The sequence below is a fragment of the Cupriavidus sp. WGlv3 genome, from assembly GCF_023952475.1.
Lineage (GTDB): Bacteria > Pseudomonadota > Gammaproteobacteria > Burkholderiales > Burkholderiaceae > Cupriavidus > Cupriavidus phytorum.
Genome location: NZ_JALHRX010000002.1, coordinates 188,388 through 214,220, shown reverse-complemented (window position 1 = coordinate 214,220; position 25,833 = coordinate 188,388). Strand labels below are relative to the sequence as shown.

Genomic DNA, 25,833 nt, shown 5'->3' with positions numbered 1-25,833 from the left:
GGGGATGCAAATTGCTAACCAGTCACTTTGGAAAGCTTTTGTTTTCTTGACGTTTCTTGACGGAACCGGAGGCTGGCGGCCCGCTCCTGGCCCGCCAGGGCCCCGGCAAGCTGCATGCTGATGTGCTCTCACACGCCGCCCGCGCGCGTGCTGCTGATCGACGACGACCTGGAACTGGCGCAGATGCTGCGCGAATACCTGGAGCCCGACCACTGCACCGTCACGCTGGCGCACACCCGCGAGCAGGGCGAGACCTTGCTCGCCCGCAATGACTTCGATGTCGCGCTGCTGGACCTGATGCTGCCCGACGGCAACGGCCTGGAGCTGCTGCGGCGGCACCGCGCGCGCTCGCAGCGCCCGGTGATCATGTTTACCGCGCATGGCGACGAGACCGACCGCGTGCTCGGGCTGGAACTCGGTGCCGACGACTACCTGAGCAAGCCCTTCAGCCCGCGCGAACTGCGCGCGCGCATGCACGCGGTGCTGCGCCGGTTCCAGTGCGCCACGCCGGCCAGCGGCGCCAGCCCGTGGCTTGAGGCCGGCGCGCTACGGCTGAACCTGGCCTCGGGCGAAGCCATGCACGGAGCGGCGCAGGCAAAGCTGACCGGCGCCGAGCAGCGCGTGCTGGAAATCCTGATGCGCTCGGCCGGCCGGGTAGTGACGCGTGAAGAAATCGGGCGCTTCGCGCTGGGACGCGCTCCCGAGCGCTACGACCGCAGCCTCGACACCCACGTCAGCGCGCTGCGCCGCAAGCTGGCGCTCGACGCCTCCTCGTCGCCGCTGCGGATCCGTAACCTGCGCGGCCAGGGCTACCTGCTGGTGCAGGCGCCGTGAACGGCTGGCGCCGCATGCGCGCGCTGTTCCCGCTGCCGCTGTTCTGGCGCAACTTCCTGGCGTTCTGGCTGGGCATGGCCGCGATCGTCGGCATTGGCATGGCGCTGACGGCCGCGGTGGCCTGGTACCGCTTCGAGGCGCTTGACGGCCTGAGCCCCGCCGCGCTCACCGAAGACGCGCTCGAGGTGGCGCGGACCCAGGGGCGTCCAGGCCTGCGGCGCTGGCTGCGGGCGATGGATTCGCATGACTCGGCGCTGGACGTCTATATCGTCGACGACGCGCTGCGGGACATGCTGGGCCGGCAACTGCCGACGCGGCTGCGTAACCATGTGGCCGACCGCATCGTGCCGATGTGGCGCGCGGGCATGATCGGCCATGCGGTCGAGCACGTGCCGCGGCCCGGCGCGCGCGTGTCGTGGTGGGACCCGCAACCGATCGCGCTGCCGGACGGCAGCGAGGTGCTGATGCTGTTCCTGCCGTTCGACTCGTCGCGCTGGGAGGTGCTGCACCTGTCGCCGGTGGCGCTGGCGCTCGGCCTGTTCGCGCTGGCGGTGTCGGCGCCGCTGTGCTGGGCCCTGACGCGGCACGTGGCCGGCCCGGTGCGGCGCCTGCGCGAAGCGACGCAGGCACTCGCCGACGGCGAGCTGGCCACGCGCACGCCGCCGGTGCTGGCCCGCCGCGCCGACGAGCTTGGCCAGCTCGCGCGAGATTTCGACGCCATGGCCGATCAGCTGCAGCGCCTGGTGGACTGGCGCGAGCAGCTGCTGCGCAATATTGCGCATGAGCTGCGCTCGCCGCTGGGGCGGCTGCGCCTGTCGCTGGAGCTGGCGCGCCGCCGCGATGCCACGCTCGCACTGCAGTTCGATCGCATCGAGCGCGAGACCGAGCGGCTCGATGCCCTGGTCGAGCGCACGCTGCAGCTGGCGCGGCTGCATGCGATGGCGCCGGTGCGCAGCGCCATCGACGTCGCCGGACTGGTCGACGTGATCGTCGCCGATGCGCGTTTCGAGGCCGCGGCCCGCGGCGTGGCGATCCACTGGACCGCGCCGGACGAACTGATCCTGGACGCGGATGCCGCGGCGCTGGGCAGCGCCATCGAGAACATCCTGCGCAACGCCATCCGCTACACCGATCCGGCCGCGCCGGTGAGCGTGACGCTGCAGGCCGATGCGGAAGCGATTCGCCTCGATATCGTCGACGGTGGCCCCGGCGTACCGGCCGAAGCGCTGGCAAGCCTGTTCGAACCGTTCTATCGCGTGCGCAGCGACCCGGACCATCCGGCCGGCGCCGGGCTTGGGCTCAGCATCGCGCATGCGGGTATCGCCGCGCATGGCGGCACGGTATCCGCCCATCATGCGCAGCCGCGCGGGCTGGCGGTATCGGTGCGCCTGCCGCGCCCGGCCTGACGGGCGCGGCGCCGGCCCTGCAACAGGGCGGCCTGCAGGGAGCTGGCTGGCCGCCACGCCAGCCGCTGGTGGTGCCGACGCATCATGGGGTGACCCTGCCCATGTCAAAGGGAAAATTCCGAACAAGATCTAAGGCTTGCCTGATTGGTGGCATTAAGCCCCATCCCTATATTCCACCTTGTCCCCGGGGCGGCCGGCAACTGCACAAGCTGATCGACAGTTGCACGCGGCACGGGGCAGGGCGGGATCCGCCGGATCCGCAAGCCATTGACCTACCAACCTCTGAATCACCCATCATGACTAATAACAAGCTTCTCGCCGCTCTGATCGTTGCCGGTACCGCCATGGGCGCGCAGTCTGCCCATGCCGTCGATGGCACCATTACTTTCAATGGCAACATCACCGCCCAGACCTGCAAGATCAACGGCAACGGCACCACCTTCAGCGACTTTACTGTGCGGCTGCCGACGGTCTCCGCCTCGACCCTGAAGCAGCTCGGCGACGTTGCCGGCCAGACGCCGTTCAACATCGCGCTGACCGATTGCACTCCGGATACCGGCAACGTCCATACGTTCTTCGAGGCCGGCCCGACTACCGATGCCACCACCGGCAACCTGATCGTGGATGCGGGCGGCGCCACGAACGTGCAGATCCGGCTGCTGAATGGCGGCACCGCCAACACTCCGATCAAGGCCGGCTACACCAATCTGTCGCAAAACTCGAACGCGGTGGCGCTCGTCAACGGCGCGGCCACGCTGTGGTACTACGCGCAGTACTACGCGACTGGGCAGGCCACGGCCGGTGCCGCCAACTCCAGCGTGATGTACTCAATCTCCTACGAGTAAACCCAGCGCCGCAGGTGCGGAGCGTGATACCGGCGCGCTCCGCGCCTTCACCAACTGACGTCGCGCCGGTAAACCATTTTGGCGGCCCATCCGGCAGCCGGTTCACCCGAGCCGTCGCCCGCTGCCAGCAAGAACATGACGATCAAGTCCCTGATTTCCGCCGGCGTTGTTGCGCTGGGGCTCCTGAGTGCAGTGCAAGCGCAGGCCTCCGTGGTCATCGCCGGCACCCGGGTCATCTATCGCGCGCAGGAGAGCGAGACCACCATCAAGCTGACCAACGAAGGCAAGACACCCGCATTGACGCAGGCGTGGATCGACAAAGGCGATCCCAAGGCCGCGCCCGCCGCCATCGAGGTGCCGTTCACCGTGACGCCGCCGGTGTCGCGCATCGACCCGGGCAAGGGCCAGACGCTGCGCATCCTCTACACCGGCGAGCCGCTGGCGCAGGACCGCGAATCCGTGTTCTGGCTCAACGTGCTCGAGATCCCGCCCAAGCCGGGCGCGGACCAGGCCGATACCAACAAGCTGCAACTGGCGTTTCGCTCGCGCATCAAGCTGTTCTTCCGTCCTGCCGGCCTGAAGGGCACGGCCGAGGAAGCCCCGGCCATGATCCGCTGGCGCGTGGTCCAGGCCGGCGGCAAGCCTGCCCTGGAAGGCAGCAACCCGAGCGGGTATCACGTTTCCTTCTCCAGGATCGAACTGGTCGGCGGTGGCAGGACTGCCCGCTTTGAAGACGGCGGCATGATCGGGCCGGGCGAAACCAGGAGCTTCCCGCTGACCGGCGAGGTGGCGCAGGGCCCCGACGCCAGGGTCCGCTTCAACACCATCAATGACTACGGCGGCTCCACACGCGGCGAAGCCGCGCTCGACAGCGGCACCGCCCCGGCCCTTTAGCGCTGAATTTCGCGCTGACCTAGCGCCGGGCCGCTCCCGGCGATCTTCCAGGCTGAATGCCTTCGATTGACGATGCCGCGCAGGCGGCAGGGGCAAGTCTTGCCCGCGCAGTGCCAGTTATCCGGCTAGACCCATGAAAACCCAGAAGACCTCGTCGTTCCCGTCGCGGCTGCGTCCGGCCAGCGCGGTGGTGTTGTCCTTGTTTGCCAGCGTGAATGCGTGGGGCGCGCCCGCCGGTTCCGGCGCTTCGACCATGCTCGCCGAAGTCGAGTTCAACGACACCTTCCTGCAACAGCCGGGCGGCGTCCGCATCGACGTCAGCCGCTTCAACAAGGGCAACGTGGCCTTGCCGGGAAGCTATCGCGCAGAGCTCTACGTGAACGACGTCTGGCTGGGCCGGACCGAGGCGACGCTGCGCCAGGTCGGGGACGATACGCGCAATGTGCAGCCCTGCTTCGACCGCGCCGGAATCGAGCGCATCGGCATCGACCTGTCGAAACTGTCGCCCGAGGCCTCGGCAAAACTGGTGGCAGGCTGCGTGGCGCTGCCGGAACTGGTGCCCGATGCCACCGCCAGCTTCGACAACGGCGAGCAGCGGCTGGACGTGTCGGTGCCGCAGATTGCCATGTCGCGCACGGCCCGCGGCTATGTCGATCCCAAGTACTGGGACGAGGGCGTCACCGCGGCGCGGCTGCAGTACAACGCCAACGTCTACCACTCGGATGCGGCCGGGTTCTCGACCACGCAGAGCTACGTCGGCCTGAATGCCGGCTTAAACTTCGGCGGCTGGCGCTTCCGTCATGTGGGCAACCTGACCCATGGCGATTTCGAGGGCAGCCGCTACCAGAGCGTGCAGACCAGCCTGCAGCGCTCGCTGGCGCCGATCCGCAGCCAGCTGGTCATCGGCGAGGCCTATACCGACGGGGCGCTGTTCGACAGCTTTGGGTTCCGCGGCGTGCAGATTGCCAGCGACGACCGCATGTACCCGGAATCGCAACGCGGCTATGCGCCGGTCGTGCGCGGCATTGCCAACAGCAATGCCCGGGTGCAGGTGCGCCAGAGCGGCAACATCATCTACGAAACCACGGTCGCGCCCGGCGCGTTCGAGATCACCGATCTCTATCCGACCGGATACGGGGGCGACCTGGAACTGGTGATCACCGAAGCCGACGGCAGCGTGCGCACCTCGCGCCTGCCCTTTGCCGCGGCCGTCAATGCGCTGCGCCCGGGCATCACGCGCTACAGCATTACCGTGGGGCAGTACCGTAATGTGTCGCTCAACAGCCGGCCGATGATGATGCAGGGCACGGTCCAGCACGGCATCAACAATATGGTGACGGGCTACGGCGGCTTTATCGTGGCGCAGGACTACACCGCGGTGATGGGCGGCGGCGCGCTGAACACGGACCTGGGCGCCTTCGGTGCCGACATCACGCAAGCCTGGACCACGCTGCAGGACGCGGGCGGCCGCGACGGCCAGAGCGTGCGGCTGTCGTACAGCAAGCTGGTGGCGCCGACCAATACCAACCTGACGCTGGCCGCGTACCGCTACTCCAGCAGCGGCTACCTTAGCATGGCCGATGCCATGGCGCTGCGCGACCTGGAACAGCGCGGCATGGCCGCGGGCATGTTCATGGGCGGGATCCAGCGCGGCCGGCTGCAGGTGACCATCAACCAGATGCTGCCGCAGGGCTACGGCTCGTTTTACCTGACCGGGTCCACGCAGAACTACTGGAACCGCAGCGGCAGCGACACCCAGTTCCAGGCCGGCTACAACAACAGCTACAAGCGCATCAACTACGGCATTTCGGCATCGCGCCAGTTCAACATCAACGCCGGAAAATGGGATAACCGGGGGATGCTCACAGTGGGCATCCCGCTGGGCAAGGGCCAGCATGCGCCGTACTCGATGACCAGCGTTTCCCATGACTCCAGCGGCGGCACCGCGCTGCAGGAATCGGTGACCGGGACGCTCGGCGACGACAACGCCTTCACCTACGGCATCAATGCCGGCTACACCGGCGGCGGCAACAGCACCGACACCGCCAACGTGGGCGCCAACGTCGGCTATGTGTCGCCCTTTGCCACCGTCACCGCCAGCGCCAGCAAGGGGCGCAACTACTCGCAGGCCGGCTTCGGCATCAGCGGCGGCATCGTCGCCTATGCCGGCGGCGTGGCGTTCACGCCGATGCCGGGCGACACCATGGCCATCGTCGAGGCCGCGGATGCCGCCGGCGCGCGCGTGACCAATGGCAGCGGCCTGCGCGTGGATCCGTGGGGCCACGCCCTCGTGCCGAGCCTGACCCCGTTCTCGCGCAACCAGATCGAGATCGATCCCAAGGGGCTGCCGATCAGCGTGGCGCTGAAGACCACGCAGCAGAACACGGCGCCCACCGCTGGCGCCATCGTGAAGATGAAGTTCGAGACCGAGAACCCCGGGCGCGCCGCGATCCTGCGGGTCATGGGACCGGATGGGGCGCCGCTGCCGTTCGGGGCCGAGGTCACCGACGCGCAGGGCCAGGCGGCCGGCACCGTGGGGCAGGGCGGGCGCATCATCGTGCGCGGGCTGAAGCAGGACAGCGGCGAACTGCTGGTGAAATGGGGCAGCGATGCGAAATCCTCGTGCGCGCTGCGCTATGCGCTCCCGCCGGAAACGGCGCGCCCGGCCAACCCGTTAGCGGTGCTTGACGCGGCGTGCGTGGCATCGGCGGCGCGCTGACCTGCGACCATGACATCGGCCATGGCGCGCCAGCCGTCGCGACACGGCGGCGTGCCAGGAAGAGCCGGGATGTTGGTGCATAATCCGTAGGCAATTCCCCAGCCAGCGGGCACGGGTGATGCCCGGTCCCCGAGTAGCGTCAGGCAGGTTGCTGAGAAGGAGCTTCGCCAATGCCCAATTGGCTGTCTCGCGCAAACAGGCAGTTTCCCGGTCGCCTTCTCGCCGTCGTTGCCGCCCTGCTGATCGTGGTCATCAGCGGGTGCCTCGCCTTGTTTCTGCACAGCCGGTTCCAGCGCGTCGTATGGGAACAGGCATGGGCCGCGCGCCAGCACTTTGGCGCCGTGCTGGCGGCCAAGGCCACCCATGAGTACTTTATCCGGCGCATGGCCGAGATCACCGGGCCCGAGTACCGGCTGGTGCGCAGCGACCGGCCCGCGACCCAGCTGGAAGCCACGCTGATGGCCGTGCCCGCGGGCAGTGCGCGCGCCGTCGACTTGCCCGGGCTGATCAATCCCGCGACCCTGATGCGCGGCGCGCCGGTGCCGGGCGCGGACCGGTCCGCGGCGGTGTCGCACATCATTCGCTTTGCCATCTTCGAGCGCGCGTACTGGGGCACGGCGCCGCAGGGCGTGCGCTCGGTGTTCCTGATGGCTGACGGCAGCGAGGCGCTGGTGACCCCCGCGCTGCCGGCGGCGCTGCCGCTCAGCGGGCCGCTGGTTGCCGATGCCGTCAGCAACTGGGCCAAGGCGCTGGCGCGCCGGTCCCGCGAGGCGCGGGCCTCGACGCCGGCAGGCACGCCGCTGTGGGGCGGCCCCTATCCGGGCCTCGTCGGCCAGGAAGCGATGTTGAGTTGCTTCCTCCCGGTTCGCAGCGCCACGGGAACGCTGCTCGGCTATACCGCGACCGCCATTCCGATCCGTGCCCTGATGGGCGATGTCAGCCTGCCGGGGGCCACGCCAGCGGCGCAGCGGGTATCGGGCAAGCGCGCGGTGTTCTTCGATGAGCGTGGCAAGCTGCTGTTCCAGGGCCGCGATGCCGGCTGGTTGCGCACGCAGGCCCTGAACGAGCGGGTCGCGCGCGAGCTGAACGGCGGCGAGCAGGGCGTGGCCTACTGGTTCGAGCAAGGCAGCCTGATGATCGGCAGCATGGCGCGCGACCAGGGCTGGCGCGCGGCCTACGCCTACCCGCTGTCGCAAGGCCTGGCCGACCACGGGCTCGCACTGGGGGTGGCGCTGTTGCTGTACGGGCTCGGCATCGCCGCGGTGCTGCAAGGCGCGCGCATGGTCCGGCGCCGGGTCCTGGTGCCGATGCAGCGCAACGCCGAGCGCATCGAGGACAGCGAGCGCTTCAACCGCACCGTGATGCAGGCCGCGCCGGTGGGCCTGCGGGTGGTGCGCACCGCCGACGCGCATGTGCGCGCCGAGAACGCGCTGGCCGCGCAATGGCTGCCGCTCGATGCACGCACGCAAGGCCGGCCATGGCTGGACGCGATCCTGGCGCGGCGCGGCGAAACGCCCGTGCGGCTGGAGGTGCGGGTGCCGGCGGGCGCCGGCGGCGCACGCGACGTGCTGGTAGTCGGCCGCCGTACCCGCTTCGAGGGCGAGGACGTGTTGCTGTGCGCGATCCATGATGTCACGGAAGAACGCGAGGCGAACCGCAAGCTGGCCCGCGCGCGCCAGCTTGCGGACGAGGCCAGCGCCGCCAAGCTGCGCTTCCTGGCCACCATGAGCCATGAAATCCGCACGCCGTTGTACGGCATGCTGGGCACGCTGGAACTGCTGTCGCTGACAGGCCTGGCGCACAGCCAGCGCGAGATGCTGTCGACCATCCAGTCTTCGTCGCAGGTGCTGCTGCAGATCCTGGACGACCTGCTTGACTACTCGCGCGCGGAAGCGGGCCAGATGCAACTGGACAGCATGCCGTTCGATCCGGTCGACCTGCTCGAGTCGACGGTGCGGGCGCACGCGCCGATCGCGCTGCAAAAGGGGATTGCGCTGTCGTGCTATCCGGAGCCGGGCCTGCCGTGCCTGGCCGGGGACCCCGTGCGCGTGCGTCAGATCATCGGCAACCTGATCGGCAATGCGCTGAAGTTCACCGCCACAGGCCATGTCATCGTGCGCCTGGGGCGCGCGCCGCGCGGTGAGGTGGCCGCTGTGCCAGAGGCTGCCGACACTGCAGGCACGATCACGATCCAGCTCGAGGTGGCGGATACCGGGCCGGGCATCGCGCCCGAAGTTCAGGAAAAACTGTTCGAGCCGTTCGTGCAGGCCGACCCGTCCACCGCCAGGCGCTATGGCGGCACGGGCCTGGGCTTGTCGATCTGCCGGCGGCTGGCCGCGCTGATGAATGGCAGCGTTTCCGTGCACAGCGAGCCCGGCAAGGGCAGCGTGTTCCGGGTCTTGCTGCGGCTGCCGCAGGCGGGGCCGCGCACGGCGCTGGAGCCGGTGCTGCCGCCGGTGGCTGTGCTGACCGAGGACGACGAGATCCGCAACCATGCCATCGAGACCCTGCGCGCGACAGGGTGCGAGGCGATCGCCTGCGATGGGCCTGCGCCGCAACCCGGCATGGTGCTGTTCGTCGCCACCCGCCGTATCGCAGCGATTCCGCAAGGCTATGCCGGCGTGGTGTTCGGACGTGCCGATGGTCCGGCGGAACCGCAACTCGTCGGCGGCAGCTGGCTGGTCAGCGCCTATCACCAGGCCGGCATCTTGCGCGCGCTATGCCTGGCCGCCGGCATGACGCCGGCGAGCGCGCCGCCAGCGGCGACGGCCGCCGATCCCGTGCCCCAGCTGGGCCTGGAGATCCTGGTGGTCGACGATCACCCCTACAACCGGTTGCTGATGCAGCAGCAGCTCGACCGCCTGGGCTGCCGCGCCACGCTGGCCACCGGTGGTGAAGAAGCGCTGGCGCTGTGGCAGCAGCGCAGCTTCGACCTGGTGCTTACCGATGTCCACATGCCCGGCATGGACGGCAACGAACTTTGCCGCAGGCTGCGCGCGCAAGGGGTGACCGTGCCGATCGTCGGGCTGACCGCGAGCATCGCGCAGGGCGAGGCGGAACGCTGCCTGGAAGCGGGCATGGACCGTTACCTGTCCAAGCCCGTCCTGCTCGGTCCCCTGGCCGAATGCCTGAGGGCGGTGCTGCCGGAGCATGCGGCCGCGCCGGTGCGACCAGCTGAAGACGAAGCCGGGGTGCCGCGGATTCCCGACAGCGCCGCCGGCCTGGCGCTGCTGGCGCATACCATGCGCGACGATTTCGCGGCGCTGTCCGCCGCCGCGCGCAGCGGCGAATGGAAGGCGCTGCGCCACCACGCCCATCGCATGCGCGGCGCCATGGCGCTGGCCGAAGACGGCGAAGAAATCGTCGCGTTGTGCCGGGAACTGGAGCTTGACGTGGCCCAGGCGCAGGAGGCCGTGCAGGCCCATGTCGACAACCTGGCCTTGTATCTTGCCGCGTACTTCGACGAGCCCGACGATCCGGCAAGCGAACAGAAGGGAAGCCAGAACGGCAGCAACAGCGGCAGCCGGAACGGCCATCCTGGCGATTGGCGGAGTACTATTTAAGGAATACCTTAATTCGGGTTTTTCGGAAGACTCCTAATATTCAAGTCAGCGAAGATGACCGGTATTGAATACCGGCTCAGTTCCCAGGCGCACCGGTGCGTGGCCCATGGAACCGAAAAATAGGGGGTAAGAATGATCAAAATCATCATCGCCGATGACCACCCCGTCGTCCTTGACGGAATGAGTCGTGTGCTGGCCCTCGAAGTGGGCATGCAGGTCGTCGGCAGCGCCACCAATTCGACGCAACTGGTGGCGTTGCTTGAAAGCACCGACTGCGACGTCATCGTCACCGATTACTCCATGCCCGGCGGGCAGTTTGGCGATGGCCTGCCGATGCTGCAGATGCTGCGGCGCCGCTATCCCACCACGCGCATCGTGGTCATGACCATGCTGGATAATCCGGCGCTGATTCGCAATATCCAGAAGGTCGGCATTTCGGTAATCCTCAACAAGACCGATCCGGTGCAGGAACTGATTCCCGCGGTGCGCGCAGCGTTCAGCGGCCTGAGCTACCAGCCGGCCTCGGTGCGCGCCATCCTCGCCTCGGGCGGGCTCGATGAACTGTCGCGCCGCCCGATCCTGACGCGCCGGGAACTTGAAGTGATCCGCCAATGCGCGGCCGGCGTGCCGGTCATCGAGATTGCGCGCCAGGCCAATCGCAGCAGCAAGACCATCAGCGCGCAAAAAAGCATCGCCATGAAAAAGCTGGGCCTGGCAAACGATTATGAGCTTTACGAATATGCCCGCACCAACGGTTTGCTTGGCGGCGCGTGATAATCGCGGCCGCAAAGTAGCCACATAGTGGCCGCGGCTGCGTGAGCGCCCGGGTTTCAGCTTCCCTTCCTTCTCCTTCTCTTTTTCACCGCCGATTTCCGCGCGGGCGCTGACCCGCGACGTTATTGCCGGCCTGCGCTCCACCACGCGTTCCCTCGGCAGCCGCTGATCAGAAAATACCGCAGACATTTCAGGCTTGGCTGATTTCGAAAGCCAGGCGCATGGCCCATCCTGAAACCGGGACAACGCTGGAGCATAAAGCGGCCATGGAAAAGATCCGGGTGATCGTCGCGGACTCGCAATCTGGGATGCGGCGGCTGTTGGGCCGGCGGCTCGCGGCCAGCGCCTGCATCGAACTGGCAGGCCTGGTCGCCGACGAGCGCGGCCTGGTGCAGGCGCTGGGGCAAGGCGTTTGCGATGTGGTGGCGCTGCGGTTCCCGCTCGGCACCGGCAACGATGCGCGTGCCGGCAGCTATGCGCGCCTGGGTGCGCGGCTGGCCTCGCTGGGCCGGCAACGCGTGGTCGCCATCGCCAATATCGCGGACCGCGCCGGCGTGCTGCAGCTGATCAAGGATGGCTGCCGCAATGTCGTGACCGCCCGCGACCACGCCGACGAGGTCGTGAAGGCGGTGCGGATGGCACACCTGGATCTCGCCTCGGTGTCGGAAATCGCGTGTGACCTGATCTGGGGCCGGCGCTGCCGCGGCCTTGGCGACTTCGACGACTGGGCCGAACTGCTCACCACCCGCGAAAGCGAAGTGCTGCGGCTCTATCTGTCCGGCCTGTCCGTGACCGAAATCGCGGTGCGGACCGGGCGCACCGTCAAGACCATCAGTACGCAGAAGCAGAGCGTCATGCGCAAGGTCGGCGCCGACAACGACGTCGAGCTCGCCGCCTTCGCCATCCAGCGCGGCATGTTGTGAGAAGCCGGGCGCAACGCTCGCCCGGGCCGTTCGACGTGAATACGAGGTAAGCGATGAAGAGGCTGATGCTGGCCGACAGCAGCGCCGCATTGCCGTTGAGCATTCGCCAGATCCGCTATCTGGTCTACCTGTTCTCGGCCTGCGTGGTAGGCCTGACCGTATTGTCCTGGGGCGTGCTGATCCATTACCGCCTGCGCGAGGCGATCGACCGGCAGGGTATGGTGCTGCGCGCGCAGTCCGAGCAGCTGGAGTCCACGCTGCACCGGGCCGAGGCGCTGACCGTGCGCGCGCAGGGATCGCTGGCGCGGCTGTCCGATATCGGCCTTGCCGACGACGTCGCGGCGGTCCGCGACGCGCAATGGACCGAGCGCCTGCAGCGCCGCGGCGACCGGCCCTACATCGCACTGCTGGTGCCGCCCGCGAGCGCCGGCCTGCCGCGCAAGCGGCTGAAGGACCTGGCCGACGTCATGACGTTCACCTTCCGCGTCAACAACCTGCAGTACCGCGACGTGCAGAACGCGTACCTGATCGACCTGCAGGCCGACCAGCTGTACGTCATTCCGCGCCGGCTGAATCCGGCGCGCATGCTGTTGCAGCGCGATGACGCGCGCCAGGTGTTCCTGCGCGATAGCCTGTTGCGGCTGCGCGGCGATGCGCTGGTGGCGCGCCTGCGCGCATACCCGGGCCAGGCGGTGATGCTGGCACCGGCACAGGACTGGATCAGCGGCATCCGCACGGTCACCTTCGCCACCCTGGTGCAGGACGGCGGCGAGCCGGCAGCGGTGCTGGCGATGGAGTTCCCGCTGTCACCGATGCTGCCCGACGGCGAAGCCGTGGATGGCGACTTCATGCTGCTGACCGATGCCGGCATGGTGCTTGGGGCCGACGGCATGCCGGCCGGCCCGCTCGCGGCGCCCGTGGCCGCGGCGCTTGCCGCCGCGGGCGCGCGGCCGGGCACGGTGCGATCATCGCTGGTGCGGCACGGGCTGCTGCAGCATGAGGTGGTGCTGGAGTATCCGCTCGACGCCTGGGGCTGGCGCACCGTGGCCGTGATCGAGGTCGGCCGCGTGTGGCGGCAGTTCCGCGAGAACACCTTGTGGATGCTGGCGCTGACCGGTTCCCTGTCGCTGCTGATCTTCGCGTGGATCTGGCTGATCGACCGGCGCATCATGCGCCCGGCGCAGCGCCAGTCCCAGCGCCTGCAGGAGAGCGATGCGCTGGGCCGCTTCGTGATCGAGGTGGCGGGGGTGGGCCTGATGATCGTCGAGCGCAGTACGCGCCAGGTGCTGCTGTCCAATGCCGCGGCCCAGTCGCTGATCGACCAGGCCACGCCCGCCGGGCTGGCGCAGTTGCAGGAAGCCTGCGAAGCGCGCCTGGCCAGCTGCGGTGCCAGCGCCGAAGGGCCGCCGCAGGTGCTGCCTTGCTTCGATGTCGACATGGCCTGCAGCAACGGCGAGACGCGCTACCTGGAAGTGCGCCTGGTGCAGATCACCTACGAGGTCCGCGCGACACTGCTGTGCGCGCTCAATGACGTTACCGAGGCGCGGCGCGGCGAGGCGCGCCTGCGCGAGGCGATCCGTGCGGCCGATGCCGCCAACCGCGCCAAGTCTGCGTTCCTGGCCACCATGAGCCATGAAATCCGCACGCCCCTCAACGGCATGCTGGGCAGCATCGAACTGCTGAGCCTGACCCGGCTCGAGCCGCGCCAGCGCGACCAGCTGGCCGTAATGCAGCACGCCTCGCAATCGCTGATCGACATCATCAACGACGTGCTCGACTTCAGCAAGATCGAGGCCGGGCAAATGTCGCTGCAGCCGCGGCCGTGCCGCCTCGACGAGGTGATCGAGGAAGTGACCCGGGGCTTTGCCGCCGAAGCCGCGCGCAAGCACCTGCGCCTGCTGTGCATCATCGATCCGTCGCTGTCCGAACCGGTGATGGCCGACGTGGTCAAGCTGGAGCAGATCCTGAACAACCTGGTCAGCAACGCGGTCAAGTTCACCGAGCAGGGCAAGGTGATCGTCGCGGCCAGGCGCATGCGGTCTGCCCAGGGCGGCGGCGCCGAAGGCGTCGAGATCCGCGTGGTCGATAATCGACCGCTGCACAGCAGTTCGTCAGCCTGTGCCGCCAGCGCCTGGCCGATCTCGACCAGGTCCTCGATGCCGACCTTTGCGCGCGCCGCAAACGGATGCGTCGCCGGCGCGACGCAGACGGCCTGCACCGCGTAGAACTCGGAAGCCGTCAGGCCGCTGGTGTCCGCTTCATCGCCCATGAAGGCGATATCGAGTTCGCGCTGCAGCAAGCGCTCGCGCAGGCCGCGGGAGCTGTCGACCTCCAGCTGGCAACGAACGCGCGGATAGTTGTGGACGAAGTCCGCCACCGCCGCCGGCATCACGCTGGACGCCATGGCGTGCAACACCCCCACTCGCAGCACCGTATCCTCATGCGCGCGCAATTGATCGATCCGGCGTTGCACGGCGTCGAGGCCGACATAGACACGTTCGACTTCATCCATCAGGGACGCCGCCTCGGGCGTTGGCACCATGCGCCCCTTGCTGCGGTCGAACAGCCTTAGCCGCGCTGCCTTTTCAAGCTGCAGCACGATCTGTGTTACGGCGGGCTGGCTGATATGCAGGGCTTCGGCGGCACGGCGCGCCGATCCCAGGCGCATGACCATGCGGAACACCTCGACCTGGCGGGCACTGATACCTGAATCGGCGGCTGTCTCCATCTCTACTCTATAAGTTTTACTTAATTCGATCATCGGCGCGCCTGCGCAAAGGGATCGTGGCCTGGCATAGACTCGAGCCACTTTCACTCCGGCCTTTACCATGCGCGCCAGCGGCAATCCGCCTCCGACCCTACCGCTCATCAACCCGGCCATGCAGGCGCTGCGATGCATCACCTGCGACGCCCGTTATCCGCTCGACGACATGCCGGAAGGCTGCCCGGCCTGCGCCGCCGCCGGTCAACCAAGCAGCCTTGAAGCGGTCTACGACGCCCAGGCACAGGATTTTGCACCGAAAAGCGGAAGTTATACATGGGGGCACTGGCAGCCCTACCTGGACGGCGTGTCCCTGGGGGAGGGCGCCACGCCATGCGTTCCGGTGCCGGCGCTGGCGTCGCTGGCCGACGTGGCGTCGGTCTGGATCAAGAACGAAGGCGCGAACCCGACCGGCTCGCACAAGGACCGCATGTCGGCGCAGGCCATCAGTCGGGCCCTCGATATCGGCGCGCGCGAGGTGGTGCTGGCATCCAGCGGCAACGCCGCGGTTTCGGCCGCGGCCTATTGCGCCGCCGCGGGGCTGGACTGCGAAGTCGCGACCTACCAGGCGCTGCCCGCCGTGTTCGACGCGGCGTTGCGCCATTACAGCGCACGGCGTGTCGTTTGCGATAGCGGTCATGCGCGCTGGGCGCATGTGCGCCGGCGCGTCCGGGACGACGGTGCCTTCGCGCTGACCAACTACAGCGTGCCGGCGGTGGGCAGCCCGGTATTCGGGGTGGAAGGGTATCGGGCTGTCGCGCTGGAGTGGGTGGCGCAAGGGTGCCGGCCCGACCATGTCATCGTTCCCACCGCGCGCGGCGATCTGTTGTGGGGCATCTACAGCGCGCTGCGGGACCTCATCGCGCTGGGGCACCTGCCGAAACTGCCGCGACTCTGGGCGGTCGAGCCGTTCCCGCGGCTGTCGCGGGTGCTGGCCGGCGCGTCGCAGCAGTCCGACTTCGCCGGCACGACCCTGCAGTTCTCCACGGCCGGCTCCACCGTGACCGCGCAGCAGGTCCTTGCCGTCAGGCGCTCGGGCGGCGGCGCGGTGGTCATCGACGACGCGGCGGCACGCGACGGCACCCGCCATCTCGCTGCCGCGGGATTCTGGGTCGAACTGTGCGCCGGCGCCGGCCTGGCCGCGGCGCAGGCACTACGCGCCGACGGGCGCATCGACCGGACGGAAGCCGTGATGCTGATGCTGACCGCGCGCGGCGACCGCGATCCAGGCCAGGCATGAATTTCATACACCTTGGGGAGACACTCATGAAGCTGCGTTACCTGCTGACCGCCATCACCTGCTGCCTCGCGGCCCATATGCCGCCGGCGCTGGCCGCCTATCCGGAAAAATCGATCCGGCTGATCGTGCCGTGGGCCGCCGGCGGCAGTACCGATGCGCTGGCGCGAGCGGTCGCGCAGCGCATGAGCGAATCGATGGGCCAGCCCGTGGTGGTCGACAACCGCGCCGGTGCCTCCGGCCGCATCGGCGCCGACACGCTGGCCAAGTCGGCACCGGATGGCTACACGCTGGGCGTGATCGAACTGGCGCACACCGTTGCACCGTCCGTGTTCCGCCAGATGCCCTACGATGTGTTGCGCGACTTCACGCCGGTCTCACTGCTCGGCGAGGCGCCGCTGGTCCTGTTCGCAGACAGTACGCAGTACCGCGCCGGGGAGATCCAGCGCTTCCTGGCGGACTCGCGCAAGGCGGGAACGCCGCTGCAGCTCGCTACCAGTGGTAACGGCTCGATCAGCCACCTGGCCGCCAAGATGCTGGAAAGCCAGGCGGGTATCACGGTCGACTCCGTGCCGTACCGCGGCTCGGCGCCGGCGCTGACCGATGTCTCCGCGCAACTGGTCAAGGGGCATTTCGCTACGCTGGCAAGCGGCAGCAGCCTGCTTGGCGGCAACAAGATCTCGGCGCTGATGGTGACGGGGCCGGTGCGCGTGCCCGCGCTTCCCGGCGTGCCGACCGCCGCCGAGGCCAGACTGCCCGGCATGCAGGTCAGCCAGTGGTGGGCCCTGGTTGCGCCGGCGCGGACACCGACGGCGGTGGTGAACCGGCTTGCTGACGAAGTCCGCGCGGCGCTGGCGAGCCCGCAGACCAGGGCCCGGCTTGACAGCCAGGGCATCGAACTGAAAGCGTCGACGCCTGCCCAACTGGGCGACCGGCTGCGCACGGAGGTGGACCGGTGGGGGAATCTGGTGAAGCAGGCGGGTATTCAGCCTGAATAGTGCAAGAGCCTGGGCGCCGGCCAATCGCATGCGAATTTAAGTCGTATGCGGTAAGGACATCGCTTGGGGCGGGCACATCACAAACGCCATGGGTAGCCGAACCCACATGCTGGCGCAGTTCCCGTCTTGACTTCCCCCTGCTGCACACTAGATTCAAGCCAGACTGCCCATCGTGCGGGGACGATAAGCAGGCGCTCAAGACTCAAGCGCAAGGAGGACTGCCATGACCCCCTGGGAAATCCAAGGCACCGAGCTGATCAACTGCAATTGCTCGTACGGATGCCCATGCCAATTCAACGCGCTGCCAAGCAAGGGCTTCTGCGAAGCAATGGGCGCGATCTCGATCAGCGACGGCTATTACGGCGACGTGCGACTCGACGGCCTCAACATCGCGGTGGTGTTCCAGTGGCCCGGCCCGATCCACGAAGGGAGAGGAAAGTGTCAGCCCATCGTCGACGAACGGGCCACCCCGGACCAGCGCGAAGCCGTCCTGAAGATCATGACCGGGCAGGACACCGAGCCGTTCGCGACCATGTTCGCGGTATTCGCGTCGACGCTCGAGCAAGCCTTCGATCCGATCTTCACGAAGATTGACTTCGACGTCGATGTCGACGCCCGCCGCGGCCGCATCCATGTCGAAGGCGTGTTCGACACCGTCGGCGAACCGATCCGCAACCCGGTGACGGGCGCCGATCATCGCGCCCGCATCGATCTGCCGCACGGCTTCGAGTACGAGCTTGCCGAGATCGGCTCCGGCACCAGCCGCTCGCAAGGCAATATCGCACTGGATCTCAACGGCACCTACGCGCAGTTCGCGCGATTGCACATGAACAACAAGGGACTGATCCGGCATCGCCCTGCCGCATGAGAAGTCTCGAGAACGTCCTCGGACGCGAGCGCTCCATCACGTCGCTCGGCATCGCCGTCATTGTCGCGTTGTCGTGGGCCTATCTGTGGACGGGGGCGGGCACGGGCATGTCCGCGCTCGACATGACGGCCGTCACGCTTTTCCCGCATCGGCTGCCTGCTGGCATGGGTGGCATGGATACGCCGTTGTCCACCGTGATCCTGATGTGGTGGGTGATGATGATCGCAATGATGACGCCCAGCGCGGCGCCGGTCGTCTTGCTGTATCGGCGGGTATTGCGGCATCACGACCCCTCCGGGGGCGGGTCAGTTGCTACGTCGATGCTTCTGCTGGCCGGCTACCTTACCGCATGGCTCGGGTTCGCCATCGGTGCGGCATGGTTGCAGCTGGCGCTGCAACCGACCGGCCTCATTTCGGCAATGATGCTGTGGTCGAAGAGCGCCCTCCTTTCCGCGAGCGTGCTGCTTGCCGCGGGCGTCTATCAGTTTTCGCCGCTCAAGCGCGCCTGCCTGGCACAGTGCCGCGCGCCGGCAGCATTCCTGGTCGCGCATTGGCGTCCCGGCGCCGCCGGCAGCTTCCTGCTCGGCCTGCGCCATGGTGCCTACTGCGTGGGCTGCTGCTGGGTGCTGATGGCTTTACTGTTCGTCGGCGGCATCATGAACATCGTGTGGATCGGCGCGCTGTCCCTGGTGGTCTTCGTTGAAAAAGTCCTGCCCGGCGGCGAGCGCGCCGGCCGTGTGCTGGGTGTCCTGTTGATCGTCTGGGCGGGTGCCACGTTGTTGGTGTAGCGGGGCTTCCACCAACTCATGGCAGGGCGCGCCGGCATGGCAACCATGCCGCGAGAGAGCAAGGCAAGACAGCGGAAGTTGTCCTATAATTCTTGACAATGCAACGATTGATCGAGCAATAAAATGACCGCGGAACCACATAGTCCCCAGCCGGCCGGCCAGGTCCTGCCGTTTCGCGAATCGCTGCTGGCCATGCTGGGCGTGGCCTTCGTGGTGATGCTGGTGGCGCTGGACCAGACCGTGGTCGGCACGGCACTGCCCACGGTGGTGGCGGAACTTCAGGGGTTCGAGTACTACGCATGGGTCGCCACGGCCTATCTGCTGACCTCGGTGATCACCGTGCCGGTGTTCGGCCGCCTGGGGGACTACTACGGCCGCAAGCCCTTCGTGCTGGCCTCGATTGTGGTGTTCTCGGTGGCCTCGGCGCTGTGCGGCATGGCGCCGAGCATGCCGTTCCTGGTGGCGGCGCGCGCGCTGCAGGGCATCGGCGGCGGCATGCTGGTCGGTACGGCCTTTGCCTGCATCGCCGACCTGTTTCCGGATTCGCACGTGCGGCTGCGCTGGCAGGTGATGCTGAGCGCGGCGTTCGGCATTGCCAATGCGGTCGGACCGTCGCTGGGCGGCCTGCTGACGGAGTGGTACGGCTGGCGCGCGGTGTTCTACGTCAACCTGCCGGTGGGCGTGCTGGGACTGTGGTTCGCCTGGCGCTACCTGCCGCATCTGCGCCAGCAGGCGCATCGCGGGCCGATCCGCGTGGACTGGCTGGGGGCGCTGCTGATCGCGGCGGGGCTCGGCAGCTTGCAGATGAGCGTGGAGTTGTTGCCGGTGCGGGGCCTTGATGCCTATACCGCGGGCCTGCTGGTGCTGGCGGCAGTGGTGCTGGCGGCGCTATGGCAGTGGGAGCGACGCTGCGCCAATCCGATCCTGCCGGTCGAGATGTTTCGCGATCCAGGGCTGGCACCGTTGTTCAAGCTCTCGGTGTTCGCGGGTTTCACCATGTTTGCGCTGCTGCTGTATGCGCCGCTGCTGTTCCAGGGCGGCTTCGGCTACTCGCCGAAGGAGGCGGGGGTATTGATCACGCCGCTGGTGGTCTGCATCACTGTCGGCAGCATCCTGAACGGCCGCATCGTGACGCGCATCCGCCGGCCGAACACCATGCTCTATGCCGGCTTTGGCATGCTGGCGCTGTCGTGCCTGGGGCTGTCGCAGGCCACGCGCGGCATGCCGCATGGCGTGCTGATGGCCATCATGCTGGTCGGCGGCCTGGGTCTTGGCTTTATCATGCCCAATCTGACGGTGTTCGCGCAGCAGACCGCTGGGCGCGAGCACCTTGGCATCGCCACGGCCATGCTGCAGTCGCTGCGCATGGTAGGCGGCATGGTCGGCACGGCAATCGTGGGCACGTTGGTGACGCGCAGCTACACCGGCGGCGTTGAGCAGGCGCTGTCCGGCGCCAATGCCACCCAGTGGGCATCGCGCATGGCGGACCCGCAGGTGCTGATCGACAAGGCTTCGCAGCTGGCGCTGCTCGGCCAGCTAGAGCAGGCCGGGCACAATGGCGCTTTGCTGCTGGAGCAGGCGCGCGTGTCGCTGGTGGGGTCCATCCACCTCGGCCTGGTAGTGGCGGGGGCGGCGGCCGCGCTGGGCGTGTGGTGCGCGCGCCAGGTGCCGTCAATCAAGCTGACCCGCGGCCCCGCGCCGGCGATGGCGGCGGACTGAAGCACGGCGGCAACTTACCCTGAGGAGAACGGATGGAACTGGAGCGACAGAGCGTGGCCGTATTGCAGCAGTTCGGCCGAACCTACCGCGCCTATGCGGGGGCGTTCGAGCAGCGCATGGGACTACCCTTGCCGCGCTGGCGCATCCTGCATGCGCTGCATCACCAGGAGGGCGCCATCGGCCAGAAGGCGCTGGCCGACCTCGTCGTCATGGACCCCGGTGCGCTGACGCGCCAGCTCAAGGCCATGCAGGAACTGGGCTGGGTCGAGCGCACCACGTCCGAACGCGATAACCGCGTGACCCATGTCACGCTGTCGCCGGCCGGACGCGAGGTGGTGGCGCGCGCCATGCCGCTGCGCTCGGCCTTCCTCGAAGACGTGCTGTCCGAGGTCTCGCCTACGACCATGCGCGAACTGTCGCGCGGCCTGGCGCGCCTGGAGGCGGGTATTGCCCACGCGCAGGCGCGCGCGGCGGAGCAGGCCGACGCGGCCTGATGCCGCGGCACCGCATGCCATGCGGCGGCGCTGCGCTCAACCGCTCAGCAGCAGGCCGTTGAGCGCGGCAAACTCGAACAGCTCGCGGTCGTTGCTGACGCCGAGCTTCTGCATGGCGCAGTTCTTCTGCCGGCTGATGGTCTTGACGCTGCGGCACAGCTGGATCGCGATCTCGCTGACCGAGCGCCCGGTCAGGTATAGCCGCAGTACTTCCATTTCACGCCGCGACAGGCGTTCCGCGCCAGCCCGACCGGCTCCCGCCAGGCTGCCCGGGCCAGCCTGCGACAGCACTTCCATGGCCGACTTGCCGATGTAATGAAAGCCGCGCTGGATGCGGTATACCACCGTGACCAGTTCGGTCAGCGGGGCGTCCTTCAGCACCAGCCCGTGCACCTGGGTGTCGAGGATCGAGCGCAGCACCAGCGGGTTGGTGATCATGGTCAGCACGATCACCGCCATCGACGGATGCCGCCGCCGCAGGCTTGCCAGCAGTCGCAGTCCGTCGCTGTTGCGTTCGCCCTGTGCGGGCATGTGGTAGTCCGTGATGACGACATCGGGGCGCAGGCTGTCGATGCTGTTGAGCAGCGCCGTCGCGCTGGTCACGCTGCCGCAGACCTCCCAGCCGGTCTGGGTGTGCAAGCGGTCGGCGACGGCCGCCGAGACCAGCGGGTGGTCGTCGGCAAGCAGGATCCTCAATGCCATCGGGTTGCTCCTCGATTCTTGGTCAGGCGGCGCAGCCTTCGGCAAACGTCAAGAAAACGCCGCACGCCTGGGCGACGTGCGGCGCAAAAATGACGCCAGACATAGAGGCGCCGGACAACTGCTCGCATTACCGCCGGCCCGGGCCAGACGGGAGACGGCCGGACTGCGGCAATGCCATGGCAGCATAGCGGCGAGTCAGTGCGGCGGAACTAGGAGGATTCGTAAATCATGGCCCGAAAAGATCCTTGCGCCATCCAGCGCGCGCAAGTGCAGCGCGGGCCGGCAGTTCAAAAATCGATCTCGGGAATGTGATCAACGGCGCGGCTGTCACAGATCCGTGACAACGGTCCGTGACAAGAAAGGGCGCTGCCGCCTTGCGGTGGACAGCGCCCGTTTGCACGTTGGTGTCGCGCCTGGCGTCAGGTCGTTGCGACTTCGGCCGGGACGGCGGGACGCCCGTTGCGGCGCCCGTCGATGGCCTTGAGCGGGTCGCGCAGCACGGCGCTGCCGACTTCCATGACATCGCGCAGCACGCCCTGGTCGCGGCTGCGCTCCTGTCCCCAGAAATGCAGGGCGGCCCATTCAGGGAAGCTGCTTGGCGGTGCCAGCAGCCGGGTCTTGCGCTCGCGCGTGACCAGCGGCACGTTGAAATCCAGCACCGGGCAGATGCCGCCGGCGGAATGCAGCAGCGTGATCTGCGTATGCCAGGACGGCACCACGGTCTCGCGATGGCCGGGCGTGCTGGCTTGCCGGCTCAGGAAGGCACGCAGCGGGCTGCCGGCCTCGCTGTCTTCCTGCAACAGGATCCACGCACTCTCGCTTTCATCCTGGCTCCCGCCGCGCGTGGCGCTGACCAGCCGGCGCGGCGTGGCCATGATGTTGTGCTGGCGCACGCGTTCGGGATCATGCCCGCTGTCGACGACGAAGGCGCAATCGAGTTCGCCGTCGCTCAGTTGTCCGGCGAGGGCGGCGTCGGCAATCACCGGACGCGTGACAAAGCTGTCTTGCGGAAACTGCTCGCACAGCGCGGTCAGGATCTCGGTGATGACGGGGTCGCCGATCGATGACGAAAAGCCGATGGAGACGCGCCTGCCGCCTTCGCGGCGTTTGCTCAGGCCAGGCTCGCCGGGCCGCACCAGGTGATTCCATTTCGCCAGGATCTGGCGCGCCGTCTGTTCCAGGCGCAGCGCGTGCGGCGTGGGCTCGAGCATGCCGTTGCGCTTGACGAACAATGGGTCGCCGGTGATCTCGCGCAAGCGTGCCAGGCTGTAGGCCACGGTGGGCACGCGCCCCTGGGTGCAAGCCGCAACCGCACTCAGGTCACGGTACTCCATGACCAGAACAAAGACATGCAACAACTTCGTGCTGACATGACGCATTCCGACTTCTCCCGATACATGACTTCGCTTTCTTCTTCATTGTCGGTCTGATGCAAACAGCGATGCGCCAGTGATGGCGCGCATGAAACCAGGGCGCACCGGTCGCATTCGCCACGGTGGCTCGCTATCGGCGCCACGCCGCGCGAGCCAAGCGGGCCAGTATGAAGTCCTGCATGCAAGGCTCTGGCAGGATGTTTCAGTACACGCGTGACACGCCAGTGTCTATGTAGCTTGGATCCACAGCGTAGCGACTCACCAAGTCAGCGCATGCCGACGTGCGGGATAGGTATCGGCATGCGGGGCGACTTCCGGGTGGTGCGCTGCCGGACCGCGCTTCTGCCGGCGCCGCATAGGCCCCGTGCGAAGGCGTGTGAAATTTAGTTATGCCGAGGAAGCTTAATACATGCTTAGAAAAAGTCATAGAAACTTGAATTGATGACAGACCTGACAAATCTTTTTCCAGGTTTATGTATCGCGCCGCAGACATGGCTTGCTGTCAGCGTTTGCGGGCAATGCTGGCGTCAAATACCAGTTCTGGTGACGGTATTTCATCCCCCGCTTGGGTGACATTTGCATGCAATCAGTCCATGCAATTTCCAAATTGGAATAACGAAATTTGGTTGCACATGCCAATGGCTGTCACCGGTGCGCCGCGATAATTTTCTTAACTCGCATTGCGAAGACACTGAATTGCCTTATGCGGCGGCCGTGGGCTAACTTACGGCGAGAGTCGGCACGGTTGGCGTCGCGGCTGTGCGACGCCTGGGCCCCGCCGTTGCGAAGCGGAGAGATTCGTGAACAGACGGTATTCGGAAGAACAGATCCGCGGTTATCTGGCCGAGGCAGCCAGCGGCGTGCCGGTGCGCGATCTGTGCGCGCGCTATGGCTTCAGCGATGCATCGTTCTACGGATGGCGCAGCCGCTACGGCCAGCCGGGCACCGGTGAGGCGCGCGATGGGCGCAAGCTGCGCGAACTGCAGGAAGAGAACGCCAGGCTGAAGAGTATGCTTGCGGACGCGCTGCTCAAGCTTGAGTTGATGCGCAACCGCACCGGCCGCCGCGGCGGCAACGGCAAGGACCGCTAGCGACGGGCGGTTTCTGCAACATATCCACGGCCTAAGACTCGCCGTGGACGGCTCTGGAGTAATGGGTTTGACGAAGTTTCTGATCAAGGCGGGCATGCTGGCATGCACCGCCATGGTGGCTGCCCCGTTGTGGGCGGCTGGTAATGCCAGCGCGGCTGCGGCCGCTGCAACGCCGATGGTGGCGCCGCCACCGCCGCGGATCCTGGATGAGGCCACGGCGGTGGTGGAAGGGCCCGGCGGCACGCTCTCGGCATCGCAGCGGCAGCACTGCCAGGGCTTGCTCGACCAGATCAACGCACTGCCCGGCGGACCGCAATGGTCCACCGGCAAAGGTTCGGTCACCACGGCTGACGGGCGCACCTACCCGACACTGGAACGCCAGGCGGATCGCAAGCGCCTGGAAGAAGCGTATCGCCAGGAGTGCGCGCAGGAGCGCCGCTGAGCGGTGCACCTTTGGGGGCGGCCGGCGGTCACTTGCGGACTTGTGGAGCGTCAACATGCATCGTCTTCAACAGCTTTTCGCATGGTGCCTGGCACTGATGCTGATGGCGCCCTTGCAGCCCGCGCTGGCGCAGACCACGCTGAGCCAGGCGCAGCTGGACCAGCTGACCGCGCCAGTGGCGCTGTATCCGGATGCGCTGCTGTCCCAGGTGCTGATGGCCGCCACCTATCCGGCCGACGTGGCCGCGGCGGCGCAATGGTCCAAGGCCAATCCCAGCCTGTCAGGCGACGCCGCGACCAAGGCGGTGGCCAGCCAGAACTGGGACCCCAGCGTGCAGTCGCTGGCCGCTTTCCCGTCGGTGCTCGACATGATGGGACGCCAGCCGCAGTGGGTGCAGTCGATCGGCGATGCGTTCCTGGCGCAGCCCAATGACGTGATGGACTCGGTGCAGCGCTTGCGCTTGCAGGCGCAGAAGGCGGGCACGCTCAAGACCACCGAACAGCAGAAGGTGGTGACCCAGGGTTCCGGTGGCACCACCATCGTGCAGATCGAGCCGGCCAATCCGCAAGTGGTCTACGTGCCGGCCTATAACCCGACCACGGTCTACGGCGCCTGGCCGTATCCCGCCTATCCGCCGGCGTATTACCCGCCGCCGCCGGGCTCGGTGTTCGCCACGGCGCTGGTGTCGGGCATCGGCTTCGGGCTGGGGGTGGCCGCGGTCGATGCGATGTGGGGCGGATTCGACTGGCATGACCACGATGTCAACATCAACGTGAACCGCTACAACAACATCAATGTCAACCAGCGCCTGGACGTGAACCGCGCCAACGTGAACTGGCAGCACGACCCGGCCCGGCGCGGCGATGTGCCCTACAACAACGCGGCGGTGCGCGGCCGCTATGACCAGCAGCGCCAGGCTGGCCTGGCCAATCGCCAGGCGGGCGTGCAGCCAGGCCAACACGTCGGCGGCGCCGGCGCCGTGCAGCGCGAGCCGTCGGCACGCGACCAGGCGCGCGATCGCGCCGCGCGTTCGTTCGAAGGCCGTACCGGCCAGGCGATTCCCGGCCATGCCGGCGGCGTGGCCGGTCGCGCCGAGGGCGCGCGGCCCGGCGCAGGCGGTGCCGGCACGCGTAGTCCGCATCCCGCCGGTGCCGAGCACCAGCGCGCCGACCAGGCCGCGGCGCGCGACCGCGCGCGCAATGCCAATCGCGACAACGCCCTGCGCGACGCCGGCAACGGCGATCGCATGCGCCAGCAGACGCAGCGCGCCGGGTTGTCCCAGCACCAGGCGGCACCGGTGCGTCCGGCCGGGTTCAACCAGGGCGGCATGCGCCACGGCGGTGGACCAGGGGGTGGAGGCCGGCTCGGCGGCGGTGAACATATTGGCCATGGCCGGAGGTAA

General features: G+C 67.6%; 20 protein-coding genes and 1 pseudogene. 18 read left to right on the top strand and 3 right to left on the bottom strand.

Annotation, left to right across the window (positions count from 1 at the left end):
* Positions 1–114: 114 nt before the first annotated feature.
* From MKD38_RS04405 to MKD38_RS31095, 9 genes are all read left to right on the top strand, one after another.
* Positions 115–834, top strand: coding sequence for a response regulator transcription factor (locus MKD38_RS04405; protein ID WP_252674833.1), 720 nt, complete (start codon positions 115–117; stop codon positions 832–834).
* Complete coding sequence (locus tag MKD38_RS04400; RefSeq protein ID WP_252674832.1) at positions 831–2,240, top strand: ATP-binding protein; 1,410 nt, start codon at positions 831–833, stop codon at positions 2,238–2,240. Before MKD38_RS04405 ends, MKD38_RS04400 begins: the two co-directional genes overlap by 4 nt.
* Before the next feature lie 296 nt (positions 2,241–2,536).
* Positions 2,537–3,085: a fimbrial protein gene (locus tag MKD38_RS04395; protein ID WP_115713751.1), complete on the top strand. Its 549-nt coding sequence runs from the start codon at positions 2,537–2,539 to the stop codon at positions 3,083–3,085.
* Positions 3,086–3,220: 135 nt separating this feature from the next.
* The gene (locus MKD38_RS04390; RefSeq protein ID WP_252674831.1) at positions 3,221–3,979 is read left to right on the top strand and encodes a fimbria/pilus periplasmic chaperone; all 759 of its coding nucleotides are present in this window, start codon (positions 3,221–3,223) and stop codon (positions 3,977–3,979) included.
* 133 nt (positions 3,980–4,112) lie between these two features.
* The gene (locus tag MKD38_RS04385; RefSeq protein WP_252674830.1) at positions 4,113–6,698 is read left to right on the top strand and encodes a fimbria/pilus outer membrane usher protein; all 2,586 of its coding nucleotides are present in this window, start codon (positions 4,113–4,115) and stop codon (positions 6,696–6,698) included.
* Between the two features lie 269 nt (positions 6,699–6,967).
* Positions 6,968–10,261, top strand: coding sequence for an ATP-binding protein (locus MKD38_RS04380; protein ID WP_252674829.1), 3,294 nt, complete (start codon positions 6,968–6,970; stop codon positions 10,259–10,261).
* Between the two features lie 132 nt (positions 10,262–10,393).
* Positions 10,394–11,035 carry a response regulator gene (locus tag MKD38_RS04375; protein WP_111516845.1) on the top strand — a complete coding sequence of 214 codons (642 nt, stop codon included), beginning with the start codon at positions 10,394–10,396 and terminating at the stop codon, positions 11,033–11,035.
* A gap of 266 nt (positions 11,036–11,301) precedes the next feature.
* On the top strand, positions 11,302–11,958 hold the full coding sequence (locus MKD38_RS04370) for a response regulator transcription factor (RefSeq protein WP_111516846.1): 657 nt from the start codon (positions 11,302–11,304) through the stop codon (positions 11,956–11,958).
* Positions 11,959–12,011: 53 nt separating this feature from the next.
* A complete protein-coding gene (locus MKD38_RS31095; RefSeq protein ID WP_371925625.1) occupies positions 12,012–14,183 on the top strand; it encodes a sensor histidine kinase in 2,172 nt (723 codons plus the stop codon).
* Here the strand turns inward: MKD38_RS31095 and MKD38_RS04360 are convergent.
* A pseudogene (locus tag MKD38_RS04360) lies at positions 14,162–14,626 on the bottom strand (LysR family transcriptional regulator); the annotation flags it as partial. The gene MKD38_RS31095 and the pseudogene MKD38_RS04360 overlap by 22 nt on opposite strands.
* 160 nt (positions 14,627–14,786) lie before the next feature.
* On the opposite strand from MKD38_RS04360, the gene MKD38_RS04355 reads away from it, so the two are divergent.
* From MKD38_RS04355 to MKD38_RS04330, 6 genes are all read left to right on the top strand, one after another.
* Positions 14,787–15,959 (top strand): pyridoxal-phosphate dependent enzyme, encoded by a 1,173-nt coding sequence (locus MKD38_RS04355; RefSeq protein WP_252674828.1) that lies wholly within the window; start codon positions 14,787–14,789, stop codon positions 15,957–15,959.
* A 26-nt stretch (positions 15,960–15,985) separates the two neighbouring features.
* Positions 15,986–16,954 (top strand): tripartite tricarboxylate transporter substrate binding protein, encoded by a 969-nt coding sequence (locus tag MKD38_RS04350; protein WP_252674827.1) that lies wholly within the window; start codon positions 15,986–15,988, stop codon positions 16,952–16,954.
* Between the two features lie 223 nt (positions 16,955–17,177).
* Positions 17,178–17,822 (top strand): DUF1326 domain-containing protein, encoded by a 645-nt coding sequence (locus tag MKD38_RS04345; RefSeq protein ID WP_252674826.1) that lies wholly within the window; start codon positions 17,178–17,180, stop codon positions 17,820–17,822.
* Positions 17,819–18,610: a DUF2182 domain-containing protein gene (locus MKD38_RS04340; RefSeq protein WP_252674825.1), complete on the top strand. Its 792-nt coding sequence runs from the start codon at positions 17,819–17,821 to the stop codon at positions 18,608–18,610. Before MKD38_RS04345 ends, MKD38_RS04340 begins: the two co-directional genes overlap by 4 nt.
* A gap of 123 nt (positions 18,611–18,733) precedes the next feature.
* The gene (locus tag MKD38_RS04335; RefSeq protein ID WP_252674824.1) at positions 18,734–20,329 is read left to right on the top strand and encodes an MFS transporter; all 1,596 of its coding nucleotides are present in this window, start codon (positions 18,734–18,736) and stop codon (positions 20,327–20,329) included.
* Positions 20,330–20,361: 32 nt separating this feature from the next.
* Positions 20,362–20,823 carry a MarR family winged helix-turn-helix transcriptional regulator gene (locus MKD38_RS04330; RefSeq protein ID WP_062803497.1) on the top strand — a complete coding sequence of 154 codons (462 nt, stop codon included), beginning with the start codon at positions 20,362–20,364 and terminating at the stop codon, positions 20,821–20,823.
* Between the two features lie 36 nt (positions 20,824–20,859).
* Here MKD38_RS04330 and MKD38_RS04325 read toward each other — a convergent pair whose 3' ends face one another.
* Positions 20,860–21,525, bottom strand: coding sequence for a response regulator (locus MKD38_RS04325; RefSeq protein WP_252674823.1), 666 nt, complete (start codon positions 21,523–21,525; stop codon positions 20,860–20,862).
* A gap of 419 nt (positions 21,526–21,944) precedes the next feature.
* Complete coding sequence (locus MKD38_RS04320; protein ID WP_252674822.1) at positions 21,945–22,904, bottom strand: LysR substrate-binding domain-containing protein; 960 nt, start codon at positions 22,902–22,904, stop codon at positions 21,945–21,947.
* A 794-nt stretch (positions 22,905–23,698) separates the two neighbouring features.
* Between MKD38_RS04320 and MKD38_RS04315 the strand changes: the two genes are divergently transcribed.
* From MKD38_RS04315 to MKD38_RS04305, 3 genes are all read left to right on the top strand, one after another.
* Positions 23,699–23,989: a transposase gene (locus tag MKD38_RS04315; RefSeq protein WP_252674821.1), complete on the top strand. Its 291-nt coding sequence runs from the start codon at positions 23,699–23,701 to the stop codon at positions 23,987–23,989.
* 67 nt (positions 23,990–24,056) lie between these two features.
* Positions 24,057–24,431, top strand: coding sequence for a hypothetical protein (locus tag MKD38_RS04310; protein WP_252674820.1), 375 nt, complete (start codon positions 24,057–24,059; stop codon positions 24,429–24,431).
* Between the two features lie 55 nt (positions 24,432–24,486).
* Positions 24,487–25,833, top strand: a complete 1,347-nt coding sequence (locus MKD38_RS04305; RefSeq protein ID WP_252674819.1) for a DUF3300 domain-containing protein — start codon at positions 24,487–24,489, stop codon at positions 25,831–25,833.

Excerpts from the sequence above, each read along its gene's own strand:
- MKD38_RS04355 (WP_252674828.1), top strand. The coding sequence starts at position 14,787 with ATGCGCGCCAGCGGCAATCCGCCTCCGACCCTACCGCTCATCAACCCG.
- MKD38_RS04395 (WP_115713751.1), top strand. The coding sequence starts at position 2,537 with ATGACTAATAACAAGCTTCTCGCCGCTCTGATCGTTGCCGGTACCGCC.
- MKD38_RS04405 (WP_252674833.1), top strand. The coding sequence starts at position 115 with ATGCTGATGTGCTCTCACACGCCGCCCGCGCGCGTGCTGCTGATCGAC.
- MKD38_RS04340 (WP_252674825.1), top strand. The coding sequence starts at position 17,819 with ATGAGAAGTCTCGAGAACGTCCTCGGACGCGAGCGCTCCATCACGTCG.
- MKD38_RS04345 (WP_252674826.1), top strand. The coding sequence starts at position 17,178 with ATGACCCCCTGGGAAATCCAAGGCACCGAGCTGATCAACTGCAATTGC.
- MKD38_RS31095 (WP_371925625.1), top strand. The coding sequence starts at position 12,012 with ATGAAGAGGCTGATGCTGGCCGACAGCAGCGCCGCATTGCCGTTGAGC.
- MKD38_RS04350 (WP_252674827.1), top strand. The coding sequence starts at position 15,986 with ATGAAGCTGCGTTACCTGCTGACCGCCATCACCTGCTGCCTCGCGGCC.
- MKD38_RS04325 (WP_252674823.1), bottom strand. The coding sequence starts at position 21,525 with ATGGCATTGAGGATCCTGCTTGCCGACGACCACCCGCTGGTCTCGGCG.
- MKD38_RS04385 (WP_252674830.1), top strand. The coding sequence starts at position 4,113 with ATGAAAACCCAGAAGACCTCGTCGTTCCCGTCGCGGCTGCGTCCGGCC.
- MKD38_RS04335 (WP_252674824.1), top strand. The coding sequence starts at position 18,734 with ATGACCGCGGAACCACATAGTCCCCAGCCGGCCGGCCAGGTCCTGCCG.
- MKD38_RS04330 (WP_062803497.1), top strand. The coding sequence starts at position 20,362 with ATGGAACTGGAGCGACAGAGCGTGGCCGTATTGCAGCAGTTCGGCCGA.
- MKD38_RS04375 (WP_111516845.1), top strand. The coding sequence starts at position 10,394 with ATGATCAAAATCATCATCGCCGATGACCACCCCGTCGTCCTTGACGGA.
- MKD38_RS04390 (WP_252674831.1), top strand. The coding sequence starts at position 3,221 with ATGACGATCAAGTCCCTGATTTCCGCCGGCGTTGTTGCGCTGGGGCTC.
- MKD38_RS04320 (WP_252674822.1), bottom strand. The coding sequence starts at position 22,904 with ATGCGTCATGTCAGCACGAAGTTGTTGCATGTCTTTGTTCTGGTCATG.
- MKD38_RS04305 (WP_252674819.1), top strand. The coding sequence starts at position 24,487 with ATGCATCGTCTTCAACAGCTTTTCGCATGGTGCCTGGCACTGATGCTG.
- MKD38_RS04370 (WP_111516846.1), top strand. The coding sequence starts at position 11,302 with ATGGAAAAGATCCGGGTGATCGTCGCGGACTCGCAATCTGGGATGCGG.